The organism is Novosphingobium sp., assembly GCF_036820275.1.
Taxonomy (GTDB): Bacteria; Pseudomonadota; Alphaproteobacteria; order Sphingomonadales; family Sphingomonadaceae; genus Novosphingobium.
In genome coordinates this window covers 56,774-69,272 of record NZ_DAISLT010000033.1, presented here as the reverse complement: position 1 = coordinate 69,272, position 12,499 = coordinate 56,774, and the positions used below count along the sequence as shown (strand labels likewise).

Genomic DNA, 12,499 nt, shown 5'->3' with positions numbered 1-12,499 from the left:
CCCACTGGCTGCCTAATTTAAGAAAACTGGCCTCCGGCAATCCCGGTGCGGTTCACACTCTTTGGTATCCAATCCCAATTGAAACTGCCAGTTCATGTGGGGGCGCTGACCGCTCTGGAGATTGCCGGAAACAGCCACTATCTGCGCTTTGCCACGACAAAGGCATATCTGTTCTCCCCGCTCAATGTGACGCTGCCGCAATGGTTTAAAAGGCATTGGGGGGACGAGATCCGTCACGTACAGACCAAACTTCAATCGCCGGAATTCGGGCTGAAAGAGCAGGAAGGACGGGAAGGATTTGCATTGAAGTGCGCATCAGCCGAACGTGCCATTCTCGAACTTCTTCATCTTGCACCGAAGGAGTTCGATCTCGTCGAAGCAGCGATGATCGTCGAAAGCATGACGTCGATCCGCCCAAAATTCATGCAGTCCCTGCTAGAGCAATGCGCCTCGATAAAGGTGCGCAGCGTGTTTCTCTACCTAGCGGAGCGCGCCGACCTGCCGATCATGCGGCATCTGGATCTTGGCAGAATCGATTTGGGATCCGGAGATCGCAGCCTGGTGCCGAGAGGACGATACGTCGCAAAGTACCGTCTGCTGCTCCCCAAGGAGTTGGTCGAACATGGCTGATCCTCACCGCGACCAGGTCCGACTGCTGCTCGACATCCTTCCGTTGTTGATGGCGGAGCCGGTCTTTGCACTAAAGGGCGGGACCGCCATCAACCTGTTCGAATGGAATCTGCCGCGGCTCTCGGTAGACATCGACCTGACTTATCTGCCCAATCAGGACCGTCAGACCTCTCTGGACGGAATCGGAGTCGCTCTGGCACGCATCGGTACGGAAATAAGGCAAAGGCTTGCGCCGACACGCGTCACCAGGACGCGGCAACGCGAAGAAGGCATGGAGGTGAAGTTCCATTGCCAGCGGATCCGCACGCAAGTGAAGGTCGAGGTCAATCCCTCGCTGTGGGGCCATCTCTTCCCGACGCGGAACTTGCCTTGCTTGGATCGTGTGCAGGATCAGTTTGAAGCCTTCGTCGAGGCTCGCTGCGTTTCCCATGGCGAGTTGTTCGGAGGCAAGATTTGTGCGGCGCTGGATCGCCAGCATCCGCGACCTGTTCGACGTCAAGCGCCTGCTCGATCGGGAGGGCATCACGGATGAAGTTCGGCTCGGTGTGATCGCCGCAATGGTTAGTCACGGGCGTCCAGTCTCCGAACTGATTGCCCCTCGGCGCCGGGAGCAGCAGGAGACTTTTCGGTCCCAATTCGAAGGAATGCCGTTCGAACCGTTCAGCTACGAAGATCATAAGGCGACTCTCGACCGCCTCGTCGATGGCCTTCGAGTGGCACTGACAGACAGTGATCGCGCATTTCTCCTGTCTTTTGAGCAGGGCGAGCCGGATTGGGCGCTCTGTCCTGTCGCGACGCTTGCCGGATTGCCGGCACCGCAATTCAAACTGGCAAACATCCACAAGTATCGGGAAGTTCGGCCGGAGCGTTTCAATGCGACCGTATCGGCCTTGCAGAGAGCACTTTCAAACTAGGCCCACTACCGGGGCGGATGCGAACCTGGATCATGTCCGCTTCGAAGAGGTGCTTACTCAAGCTAACAGTTTATTTTATAGTTATCCGATTGCGGCGGGAAAAATCCTCGATAGAGAGAATTAGGTACACATAGTCGCAACACCGGGGGGTGAAGTTGAAAAGGCTCGCGCTTGTCGCTGATCGCGGCGCAGTGCTGTTTATCGGCGTTTTTCTGGGCGTGCTCATTGGCTACGCTTTTGTACCCTACGAGGTCGGGCAGAACGCTGCTGTTGCTCAGGCTGCCCCCATTTCCATGCCTTCGCCGGTGTCAGCAGACACCGAGCATCCAAGCCCGTCGATGCGCAAGGCGGCTGCGGAAGTTCGCCCTCTCGAGATCGGCGTATTCGGGGACAGCTTCGGCCAGGGCCTGGGTCAAGGACTGGCGCTGCAATTCCAGGGCGCCGAATTCAAGGTCCACCAGTTCGCCAAACAGGGGACCGGGTTCACCCGTTATGCCCAGCTTAATCTGCTTGAAGACATACGGGCAAAGCTCGATGCACACCCCGTCGATATCGCGGTAATCAGCTTCGGCGCCAACGATACGTGGGACATTTACTCCGGTGCGCAAGTGGACAAGTACATGAGCCCCGGCTGGCAAAAGATCATCGGCGAGCGCGTCGATGCTGTCACCGACCTTTTCCGTGAACGTGGTGTCAGCGTCTACTGGGTCGGGCTGCCGCGAATGCGCAAGCCGAAGTTCGAGGCGCAAGCGATGCAAATGAATGCCTTCTATGCCTCCCGCATGGCCGCAGCGAATGTTCCTTTCATCGACACGGTGAAGCTCAGCTCGGATTCCCACGGGAACTACACCTCGGAAATTCTGAACCCGGCAACAGGTAAACTGGAGCACGCCCGCGCCGGAGACGGCATCCATATGGCGACCGGTCATGCCTACGGCATTCTGACATATGATCTGAGCGCGAAAATTCACCGACAGATGGAGCTCGCGAGATCCGAGGCCGCCAAGGAGGTCGTCCAGTGAAATTTCTGGCTTCAGCCCTTTTGATGCTTACCGCAGCACCTGCAGTTGCGGCGCCTGGAGACTGCGCGGGCCGGCTTTGCAATATCGAGGCCCTCACCCCGTTCTTCGATCGCCTGAACCAAACGGGGGGTAATGACGTCGAGCCCATCCGGATCATCCAGATAGGCGATAGCCATACTGCCGGCGACGTGATCACCAACGCCTGGCGTAGCCGGTTGCAGGCACGCTACGGATTCGGGGGGCGCGGGGCGCTTGCCCCTGGCCGTCCCTATCCCGGTGTACTGACGTTCGGCGTAACCCAGTCGATGACAGCAGGCTGGGCAATAAACAGCGCCTTCGGCAAAGCCCGCACACCCCAAGGTGCACCGGTCGGCATTGCCGGTTTCTCCGTGACGGCCTCGATTGCCGGCGAGCGCCTGGGTGTCACCGCCGATTCTACAGATCAGAACTTTGACCGCGTCACGGTTTGCGGCGCGCGGCGGCCGGACGGGGGTAGTGCGATTATCGAGATCGGCGGCCTCACCGCTGCACTCGAGCTCAAAGGCGGCGAGCCCGGGGCGGTATGCACAACGCTCGACGCAGCCTCGCCCGTTTCCTCCGCGTCGCTCGTGACACAGGGCGACGGCGCGGTCACGATTACCTCCTTTGCAACCTTTGTGCGGGGCGGAGGGGTGCAGTTCTCCAACTTCGGTATCGTCGGCTCGCAGCTTTCCCATCTCGCTCGCGAGAATGACCGGATCGTTGCGGATGAGTTGGCTGAGTATCGACCGGATCTCGTCGTTCTTGCCTTCGGAACCAATGAAGGCTTCTCCTCGATTACACCTGACCGCTTCGAGGAAGATTTGCGCGCGCAAGTCATGCGGTTGCGTAATCTGATGGGCCGAAAGGTCCCGATGCTTTTGCTCGGTGCGCCGGATGCCAATACCCGTTCGCAGGCACTGGCAAACAATTATGGCACCGCCGCCCCGTGTCCTGGCACAGGGCCGAGCCAGTGGTATAGCCCAACCTTGCTCGCCGCGATACGCGAGCGACAGGGTAAGGTCGCCCGGGACATGGGACTTGCCTATTGGGACTGGAGCGCGGCGATGGGCGGCGTTTGCGCGGCGAACCGCTGGAACGCCGCCAATCCGCCGCTCGTGGGAGGCGATCACGTCCACTACACGCGGTTGGGTGGTGAGCGTATCGGCGCCATGCTGTTTGATGACATCGAGGCCGCGGCTGCGGCTCTCGCCCGGTAGTCGTCTCCATGCTTTTCCCGACGACCGGTTTCGCGCTGTTCTTCCTGGCGGTTTTCACGCTGGCATGGTCCGCCCAGCGTTCACTCGAGTGGCACAAAATCCTGCTTCTCGCTGCAAGCTGGCTGTTCTACGGCGCATGGGATTTCCGCTTTGTCCTGCTTCTCATCGCCAGCGGTATCATCAATTGGGCCTTGGCACTTGGTATCGACCGGTACCGCGAGACACCCATTTTGAGGCGTTCGATCTTCACTGCCGGCGTGCTTTCAAACCTCGCGGTGCTTGTCCTTTTCAAGTACTATAACTTCTTTCTGGAGCCGCTCGGCCACCTTCTCGAGTCCGCAGGGTGGTCGCGTGACCTTCCGGTGCTCGAAGTTGTGCTGCCGGTGGGCGTATCGTTCTTCACCTTCCAGGGCATGAGTTATCTCATTGACGTCAATCGCCGCGAGACGCGGCCGGCGCGGTTGCTCGACATGGTGCTGCTCATGTCGTTCTTTCCGCATCTTGTCGCGGGACCGATCGTCAGGGCATCGCATCTTATCCCGCAACTCGAAGCGGGGCCGAAGATCGACCGGGGCATGGCGGCCATGGGCTTTGTGCTGATCCTGACGGGGTTGTTCAAGAAAACGATCGTCGCCTCTTATCTGGCAACCGATTTCGTTGATCCTCTGTTTGCTGCTCCGGCGAGCGCCGGCAGCTTCGACCTGCTGCTCGGCGCTTATGGATACGCGGTACAAATCTATTGCGACTTCTCGGGCTACAGCGACATGGCAATTGGCTGCGCGGCCCTTCTCGGTTATCGCTTTCCCTCAAACTTCAACCAGCCATATCGAGCCGGCTCGCTGCAGGATTTCTGGCGGCGCTGGCACATCAGCCTTTCGTCCTGGCTGCGCGACTATCTCTACATTTCGCTCGGTGGCAGCCGAAAGGGTCAGCTACGTACGTACGGCGCTCTGGCCTTAACGATGATTCTCGGGGGCTTGTGGCACGGCGCGAACCTGACTTTTCTGGTCTGGGGCATGTTGCACGGAGGAATCCTGGCCGCAGAGCGTTTTTGGCAGCGCCTGCGGCGCCAGACCTGGCCGCGCCTGCCCAAGTTGCTGACCATTCTCATCACCTTCCATATCGTGACCCTGGCTTGGATTTTCTTCCGTGCTCAGACCGTCTCGGAGGCACTCAGTTACCTGTCCGGTATCGCGGCCGTGCAGCCGGGCAATGTGACTCTGGCCCCTCTCGGTTTTTGCCTGATTGCCTTGGGTTTCGCGTTTCATGCCTTTCCTGCAGACATTACGCGCCGTGCGGCAATGGTTGTTAAAAGGCAAAACGCCGTTGTCGTGGGCTTGGCAACGGGGCTCTTGATCCTCGGGATCGATGCCATGCGCCCCTACGGGATCGAGCCCTTCATCTACTTCCAGTTCTAGGATCGCCTCATGAAGAAGGACTTCTCAGCGTTTGCCGGTTTGCCGCTTGAGACTTCACCCCAGACGCAGGTTGCGAGGCTCAGCCCGGCAACTACGCGTCAATCCGCGAAGGACGAATTCAGTTCGCCTGTCGATGTCCCAGGCGACGGTCTGCCAAGCGCGCTGCGATGGACGAGCACCGTGATTGTGACAGCGGCGCTTGTTTTGGCATTGGGCGACGCTGCGGCGATCGACAACTGGGCTCAGAACCTGCCGGATTCGCCCGTCAAGGGCCCCGTGATCGTAGCCAGCCGGAACTGGCTCGATCTAACCAAGGAACTTCATTTGGCGCGACCTGCCGAAACCGTGCGCACCGAGTACGACCGGATCAAAGCCGCCCGATTTTCCGAATAAGTCAGTAATAGAAGGTGTGATCGCCGACGACAGCTGCGAACTTTCGGCTCTTGTGAAAAGCCGACGGACTGCCCGAGCCATTGTAGTAAATAGCCTCACCGATCGGAGAGCGGCCTTCCCCGCGCATGGCTTCGACCGAGACATCGACCGCGGTCTTCCACATTTCGGTTCCGCGGGCCGGATTATAGGATCCGGTACTGAAAAACTGACCAGGCTGGTTTACAACGCCGCAAACCGACTTGGGAAACTTGGGCGAACGCACCCGGTTCATGATAAGCTGCGCAACCGCAAGCTGACCGGAACGAGGCTGGTTGGCGGCTTCATGACGAACGACCTTTGCCATGCAGATCAGTTCAGGGTCATCGAGATCGGCCTGGCTTGCTAGGGCCGTATCCGAAGCTGGCGCGTCGTCGGATGGGGCAGTCTGAACCGTTGGAAGAGCAGCGTCTTCCGAGCGCTTACCTTCTTCGATCCCGTTCGAAATCGCAGCTGCGCTGGCCATACTGGTAGCAGTCAGAACCACGGCAGAGAAAAAGATCAGCTTGCCTCTAAACGACACTTAAAGCTCATTCACCTGCGCAGGAAGCGCAACCGGCCCACTAGAAACCAAACCCGGGCCGGCCGCTAACTTCCACGTCTTTCCGCAATCCGCCCCGCAAATGCGCGGTAGCTCGTATCAGGACAGAGATAACTGGCAGGCGGTCGCGCAGAGGCTTGCCGGCAGCAAGCCAGAATCCGACGAGCTGCCGCTCTCAGCGGACGAACCGAAGAGATTCCGGGAACGCGCAAGGCCATCCTTGCCGAGGAAGGTCTGGCAGAAAATATACAAACTTGATTGTGTTAGCACCGCCGTCGATTCGATCTGGCTACCATGTAGTCGGTTCTGCCGCTACAGGAGCGAGATCGGGTACCGGGTGCTCGCCGCACCCCGCTTTCGCTCCTCCGCCATCCCAGTCAGGCAAGTTGCCAGCTCAACGATTTCTCGAAGCCCTTGGTTCGGCCGGTATCTCGCCAGGTGCGGGATCGGCAGGCGGCGGTGAAGGGCAGCCGAGATCTCTGTCCAGGCCTGCGAGCGGGGCCGGCGCCTCGGGAAAGAGGAACAGCCGGCTGCGCAGTTCGACGTGAAGGAGGGAGACCCGTGCATCGCAATAGCTCATTCGGCGCGGGGCAGCTTGATCGAACACGAAGGCAGTTGCCCTGCCGTCGGCGAGGGCAATCACCTTCCAGTAGCCGGAGGGCACCCGCTGATAAGACCCGCCCGCAGGTAGCGGGCGCATCATGCGCTCGAACAGCGGTCCGGTGTAGACATAGACAGGCATCCCGCTGCGCTTTGCCAGTTCGCGCTCATGATTTTCGAGCTTCACCCACGGCCCTTGGTTCAACGCCGAGCTCTGAGGCGTGATGTTCGAAAGGATGTTTGTTTCAGCGGCAAAGGGCGTGCCGGCAAACGAGGCCAGGGGCGCCTGATGTCCCCGGTCGATATGCAGAGCGTTACTTGCTCCCTCGTAGGCGTCCGGCGCAAGGGTCTCGTTATCTGAAAGCCAGGGGTCACGCTGCCATTGTCGGTCGCCGGACGCGCCGAGGCTTGCCGGGGTAATCCGGTAGGCTACCCAGTCTGCCAATTTCGTGAGGTCGTTTGAAGAAAGCGTGTAGATCTCGCGTACGACAATGTCGTTGGTGCCGGGCGCACCGATCGGGCAGCCGTAGAGACAATGAAACGTGTGCAGTTCCGACTCTCTGGCTTCAACTGCCGCCGGGAGGCCGAGGCAAATGCCTGCACTTGCGACACCAACCCACAGTGCCCCTCGCACTCTGCTCGCCAACTTCATCTCTTTTTTCGCCCTCACGCAGGGAAATCCTTTTGAAATCGTTCATGCCCCCGCAGGGCTTCGGGCCGGTAGGGACCTTCGCGGCCTTGGCCCTGTACACGCGTCAAGCTGAACCTATCCACGACCGACGGATGTAGGGGGGCGCTAGCGGGCGGTGTACGCAGGGCCACTTTCCAGGAGAGTTTTCGCGTGAGCTTGCGCAAGACGGGAAGAGATCCGGGCGGCTTTGGTCAACTACCAGCGGATGTGGCACAGAACGACCCTCTGCCAGCATCCATGCCAGGGCTATTCAGCAGCCACGAATGTCTGCTCCTCACAGCCTCCGTCCAGCCCAGCGAAAGAAACGCACCATCAAACCGTGAGATCAAACACCTAAAGGCGTCGGTCCTCGGGTCGTGATGACTGTATAACGAAGCAATTAGCTCCCACCCCCTGATTTGGTAACGCTTAGCCTTCAGGCTCGGTGCGGGTCAGGAAGTCGATCAGCATCCGTTGCCCGGCGCGCTCATTCGCCCCTTGGAAATAACCGACCATCTGATCCTTTGCGGTCTTGCCCGCAGCGCTGCCATACCATTCTGCCAGCGTAGCTATATCGGCAGCGGGCAACGCCAGCAGCGCCTCGAGCAACGCAGGATCGCGTCTTGTCGCAACCGCGCCGGCACGTGTCCTCGCATCCTCAGCCGCACGGGTCTTGCCCATGATCTCCGCGACCTGCTCCGAAACGTCAGACGGGGAAGCCTGCCGGCGGGTGTGCCCCGCATAGTTCAGCCCCCATGCCATCAGGCGGACCGTGAGCGCACGTTCATCGGCGAAGCGCGGCGCCGCCATCGCTGCGGCTAGGGCGACGATGCCTTCCCGGTTGGGACGGCCGGCAAGCGCACGATCCAGCGCCTTCGATCGCTCCGGGGTCCCCGGCCGGACGGCCGCCGCCTCTCGCGCCTTGGCCAACAAGGTCAGGCTGCGGATCACCGCCGCGGCATCGGCCGGAACCGTCACATCTGCCAGCATTTTGTCGCGCAGCCCGGCGACTTCCTCGCGATAGGCTCGCTCGGCCGCCTGGCCCAACGCGGCGCTCTGCGCTGCCCTCTCGCTTTTGTTTGTCGTCTCGATATCCGCTATGCTTGCCGGAATTGCGGCGAACGACGCGTCCACTCGTTCGGCATTGATCAGCACTGCCGCTGCGACGTGAGACGGCGCTACCGGCGCCTCCGACCGCGCCGGCGCCTCCGATTTCGTCTCCGCCATCGGACCACATGCCGTCACCAACAAGGAGGCCAATGCGGCCGTCGCGGCAAGGCGGCGGTGATGCCGGAGCGGGCCCTGGTCGACAAACGCGGCCATCAGTTCTTAAGGTCCGAGAGGGTCATCGGGCGCGTCTCTCTCGCCAATAGCTGCAACGTATTCTCGGCAGCCCGCAATTCCATTATGCCCAAATCACCCTTCTTCGAATAGAAGCCCCTCTTGAAAGCCACCTTGTTCAGCGCATCGATCCTGTCGCGCACGATAGACCCGGGCCGGTTAAATTCGACGAGCTGATAGGATGAGTTCATCATGCCGATGCGCCTCGGGGTTGTGCTCTGCGGATAGTCGCCCGCGAAAGGCGATTTGTCGATCGGCATGCTCGAACCCATCATTGCCGCGGCCATGCGGCCTTCCCGATCTGCCGGCTGCGCCGGTCTGGTGACCAGTCGATCCGAATCGAGGATCAGCCGCATGTACATGCACAGCTCGATCTTCGCCGACAGCTTGGCCACGTCGACCCGCACCTTGGGCGGATTGCAGATCGCCGCCTGCCTCAGAGCCGCAAAGGCGCGGTCCTTATCCGCGGCCGACAGGGTGCGACTATCTTCGATGGCGAGGCCGCATTTGTAGCCGCAATCAAGATGGTTACGAAGCATGATGTCGAGATGCTTGCTTTGCACCATTGGCGTGTCGGACACGACGTTCATGTTTGCGGATATAAGCTGCTTGACCTGGTCCTGCGCGAGATTGGTGACCTGCGACTTGCCTTCGTCGAGAAGCTTGCCGACGGCGAACATGAACGGTTCGCTGTTCTTGGCGGCTTTGGCGGCGTTGAACACGAACTGCAGATTTCGCCTGCCCAATGCAGCGAGCGCGGACCGACGCGCGAGCAAACGCACCGAGGCCGACGCCACCGTCGCCATGAAAATGGTCCCTGTCACGATGGAGGCCGCCATGACGAACATCTCGGCCCGCGCATTATCGGCCTCCTTCTGGAGTTGCGTGTGCTTCTTAAAGCTCTCGAACGCGGTGTCGTAGGCGATGACGTACGGATCGGCGATCAGGCGAAACCAGTCGTTTTGACCCATATCGAGGATGTACTTGTAGCGACTGAGTCGTTCCGACATATATTTCCTCCGGTTCAACCTTGCTCATACACGACTACCAAGCTTCCTGGCCTGCGTCGACTATATCGTCAGAAGATGTTGCTCATCGCTGCTCCGGGCGCATTCCCCCGTCTGATCGTCCCGTCTGATCGTCCCGTCTGAATAGATTACGATATTCTTTGGAGCAATCATGAAGGTCTCCTTGAACCGCTCAAGTCTAGCCGTTCGTTCACGATCTCTATTGCCTCAGCTACGTCTGGATTGGCGCGCCGAGCATTCGAAACCGGCATCCGGATTCTACGGACAGCCGAAGAGTAAGCGCGATCAGTTCAATCATCGCAGAACTGCGTGTGGGGTGTGAAACGCTTCCTGCTCCGGCGATGAAATGGACCGGATCTCCCATGCTGCGAACCGGTTCCAGGGTCGCTGAGGGTCCGAAAAAGTGGACATGCAGCGCCGCTGCCGCGAGCGACGCGATGTCGCAACGACGGAAGGTACTCCCATGGATCGGGCGCGACCGCATCGGTTCGCCGGTCTGCCCTGCAACGCTCGATACGAAATGCAGAAAAGTGCGATCCATCGATCCCTGATAGATGTCGCTCGCGGCAGTCCAGGCCAGACACCATACCTGCTTGAAACACCTATTGTTCGGGGTCATTAGGCACCGGTGACAGTGGGAGTCACGCGTGGGGGTATTTTATGAGATTTGCGTGGGTTGGCCTGGCTCTGGCCGCGATATCCATTCCAGCACAGGCCGAGTGGGTCGAATGGTCCACGAGTACAAGCGGCTCTGTCTGGTATATCGACCGGGACAGGATGGTTATGTCACCGGGAAAGGTAAAGCTATGGGTGAAAGAGGATCACTCCCGCGATGCGTCCGTGAAAGCGCGCTCATCGATGATGCAGATATCCATTAATTGCCGATCTGAGAAATACTTCATCACTGCGCGGATCGAATACGACGCCTACGGCAAGGTGATATACTCTAACTCCCGTGATGAAAGTGAATACGGGTATGAGCCGATCATTCCCGATACGATGGTAGAGGGGGTCTCGAGCGCTGCCTGCCAGCTTGACCAGGTGAAACAGTAATGGGCCGGCGCCGATGTCCTCGCTGCAGTGAGTTGGTGCGCCGAGAAGCGGTTGTCTGCCGGTTCTGCGGCGGCGACATAGAACCGGCACCGGCTGCTCGCAATGCCGCTGTAAAGGTCGCAGCGCTGGGAGTTTCGCTTTGCTTGCTCGCTGCTGCTGTTGGCTACGTGGCCATTCCTCTCCTGAACCAGAGCAGCAAGGCTGAACTCTCTGTGCGGGAAAGCGACGAACCTTTGACCGCGTCAACTGGCGAAGTGACGCAAGGGGATTTGCCGGGAGCACGGCGCATTTCGGTAGGCGAGACCATCGAGTGGGAGGCGGCATCGGCGGCGGATGTCGAGCACTTCTCACTCGGAGATTATGCCCTGACCATTGAGAAAATTCGTGATGATGGATCTTATCTGCCCAGAATGACCTTTCGGGCATTCGGCCAGACATTGGTGCTGGACGGCTCGGCGACGAGTGAAACCATGCCGCATCAATTTTCGCTTGTCCGGATGACTTCCAGCCAAGATCTTTCTGTGGTTTTTCAGAGTTTCTCCGGCGGTGCGCACTGCTGCAACCACCTTCAGATCGCGCAAATCGTTCGCGGGAAGCTGGTTGCCGTCGATTTGGGCAGTATGGACGGCGATTACATTGCTGTCCCCAAGGATCTTGACGGCGACGGTGTCGTGGATTTCGAATTTTCGGATAACGCGTTTCTGTACGCGTTTGCGCCCTATGCGATGAGTTACACACCGTCGCGGTTCGTGAATGTGATCGAAGGCAAAGCGGCTGACGTCTCAGGCCGCAAGGCGTTCCGGCGGCGAGACATACTCCGCCTTCCGGAACTGGCCAAGGTGTGCCGGAACGATCCGGACGGAAATGTTCGCAATGGCGCCTGCGCAGCGTTCGTCGCGGTCGCTAGCCGGGTAGGGCGCCTGAACGAAGCATGGCCGATCATGGTCGCCTCTTATGACGCCTCAGTTGACTGGGAATTTCCGGTGGGATGCCAGGTTTCGATGGGCCGCAATGGTTGCCCCGAGCATCAACAAGTAACTTACCAAAGCTACCCCGATGCACTCCTGAGCTTCCTCAAGGAACACGGCTACATTTCCCGGACTTGGCTCCCCCCGGAAGCGTTCGCCGCTCCGCCGAATTCAACCGAGATCGATTATAGCGACACTACGGCAATCTGACGGCGATATCCGTCGTCCGTTCAGATTGTCCGCCCGGAAGGAAGTCAATCTGTGATTTTCCGAAAGGTCGGCCCGATGATCAATTCTTCGTGCCGACCATTGCCGCCGGCGCCATCAGGCGGGCCAGTTCGACTGGACAGCCTGGATCACCAGGCAGAGGGGGGACAGGACCGTGCGCAAACTGCTCTGCGAGCCGAACAACTCGATCCTAACTTGGAGCCGGGAAGCCTTAGCCCTTAAGGCGCAGGTTATGAAGAGCGCCGAGTGCCGGTGCCTAACGAAGGCCACCGTAGTTCTAGAGCATTTTCCAATCGGGTAGAATCGTTTGATGGCTCGGAAAATGCGGTAGATCAAAGAGGTAGAGCCGTTGATCCGATGCAGTCGGATCGGAAACTGCTCTAGCCCGCCGCTTCGCGGTCGTCATGGATGACATGCTG

At 59.5% G+C, this 12,499-nt stretch carries 13 protein-coding genes; 9 read left to right on the top strand and 4 right to left on the bottom strand.

All coding sequences use genetic code 11. From position 1 onward, the window contains the following. Positions 1–45: 45 nt before the first annotated feature. The 7 genes from V7066_RS21225 to V7066_RS21195 all read left to right on the top strand — a co-directional run bounded on the left by V7066_RS21225 (position 46) and on the right by V7066_RS21195 (position 5,615). Entirely contained in the window at positions 46–630 is a 585-nt protein-coding gene (locus tag V7066_RS21225; protein ID WP_334184981.1) for a type IV toxin-antitoxin system AbiEi family antitoxin domain-containing protein, read from the top strand. Further along, entirely contained in the window at positions 623–1,162 is a 540-nt protein-coding gene (locus V7066_RS21220; RefSeq protein ID WP_334184980.1) for a nucleotidyl transferase AbiEii/AbiGii toxin family protein, read from the top strand. Before V7066_RS21225 ends, V7066_RS21220 begins: the two co-directional genes overlap by 8 nt. Next, positions 1,086–1,544: a hypothetical protein gene (locus V7066_RS21215; protein WP_334184979.1), complete on the top strand. Its 459-nt coding sequence runs from the start codon at positions 1,086–1,088 to the stop codon at positions 1,542–1,544. Before V7066_RS21220 ends, V7066_RS21215 begins: the two co-directional genes overlap by 77 nt. A 155-nt stretch (positions 1,545–1,699) precedes the next feature. Continuing rightward, positions 1,700–2,566 carry an SGNH/GDSL hydrolase family protein gene (locus V7066_RS21210; RefSeq protein WP_334184978.1) on the top strand — a complete coding sequence of 289 codons (867 nt, stop codon included), beginning with the start codon at positions 1,700–1,702 and terminating at the stop codon, positions 2,564–2,566. Continuing rightward, positions 2,563–3,804, top strand: coding sequence for a GDSL-type esterase/lipase family protein (locus V7066_RS21205; RefSeq protein ID WP_334184977.1), 1,242 nt, complete (start codon positions 2,563–2,565; stop codon positions 3,802–3,804). The genes V7066_RS21210 and V7066_RS21205 overlap by 4 nt, the downstream gene beginning before the upstream one ends. An 8-nt stretch (positions 3,805–3,812) precedes the next feature. Beyond that, entirely contained in the window at positions 3,813–5,222 is a 1,410-nt protein-coding gene (locus V7066_RS21200) for an MBOAT family O-acyltransferase (protein WP_334184976.1), read from the top strand. A 9-nt stretch (positions 5,223–5,231) separates the two neighbouring features. Continuing rightward, positions 5,232–5,615: a hypothetical protein gene (locus V7066_RS21195; protein ID WP_334184975.1), complete on the top strand. Its 384-nt coding sequence runs from the start codon at positions 5,232–5,234 to the stop codon at positions 5,613–5,615. 1 nt (position 5,616) lies between these two features. Here V7066_RS21195 and V7066_RS21190 read toward each other — a convergent pair whose 3' ends face one another. The 4 genes from V7066_RS21190 to V7066_RS21175 form a co-directional block, all read right to left on the bottom strand. Further along, positions 5,617–6,174 (bottom strand): cell wall hydrolase, encoded by a 558-nt coding sequence (locus V7066_RS21190; protein WP_334184974.1) that lies wholly within the window; start codon positions 6,172–6,174, stop codon positions 5,617–5,619. 412 nt (positions 6,175–6,586) lie between these two features. After that, positions 6,587–7,462 carry a DNA/RNA non-specific endonuclease gene (locus V7066_RS21185; RefSeq protein WP_334184973.1) on the bottom strand — a complete coding sequence of 292 codons (876 nt, stop codon included), beginning with the start codon at positions 7,460–7,462 and terminating at the stop codon, positions 6,587–6,589. A gap of 429 nt (positions 7,463–7,891) precedes the next feature. After that, positions 7,892–8,785, bottom strand: coding sequence for a hypothetical protein (locus V7066_RS21180; RefSeq protein ID WP_334184972.1), 894 nt, complete (start codon positions 8,783–8,785; stop codon positions 7,892–7,894). Continuing rightward, on the bottom strand, positions 8,785–9,813 hold the full coding sequence (locus tag V7066_RS21175) for a hypothetical protein (protein ID WP_334184971.1): 1,029 nt from the start codon (positions 9,811–9,813) through the stop codon (positions 8,785–8,787). The genes V7066_RS21180 and V7066_RS21175 overlap by 1 nt, the downstream gene beginning before the upstream one ends. A gap of 678 nt (positions 9,814–10,491) precedes the next feature. Here V7066_RS21175 and V7066_RS21170 point away from each other — a divergent pair. Both V7066_RS21170 and V7066_RS21165 read left to right on the top strand, forming a co-directional pair. Then, a complete protein-coding gene (locus V7066_RS21170) occupies positions 10,492–10,884 on the top strand; it encodes a surface-adhesin E family protein (protein WP_334184970.1) in 393 nt (130 codons plus the stop codon). Between the two features lie 143 nt (positions 10,885–11,027). Continuing rightward, complete coding sequence (locus V7066_RS21165; protein WP_334184969.1) at positions 11,028–12,062, top strand: hypothetical protein; 1,035 nt, start codon at positions 11,028–11,030, stop codon at positions 12,060–12,062. Positions 12,063–12,499: the final 437 nt, after the last annotated feature.

Excerpts from the sequence above, each read along its gene's own strand:
- V7066_RS21220 (WP_334184980.1), top strand. The coding sequence starts at position 623 with ATGGCTGATCCTCACCGCGACCAGGTCCGACTGCTGCTCGACATCCTT.
- V7066_RS21200 (WP_334184976.1), top strand. The coding sequence starts at position 3,813 with ATGCTTTTCCCGACGACCGGTTTCGCGCTGTTCTTCCTGGCGGTTTTC.
- V7066_RS21195 (WP_334184975.1), top strand. The coding sequence starts at position 5,232 with ATGAAGAAGGACTTCTCAGCGTTTGCCGGTTTGCCGCTTGAGACTTCA.
- V7066_RS21180 (WP_334184972.1), bottom strand. The coding sequence starts at position 8,785 with ATGGCCGCGTTTGTCGACCAGGGCCCGCTCCGGCATCACCGCCGCCTT.
- V7066_RS21175 (WP_334184971.1), bottom strand. The coding sequence starts at position 9,813 with ATGTCGGAACGACTCAGTCGCTACAAGTACATCCTCGATATGGGTCAA.
- V7066_RS21170 (WP_334184970.1), top strand. The coding sequence starts at position 10,492 with ATGAGATTTGCGTGGGTTGGCCTGGCTCTGGCCGCGATATCCATTCCA.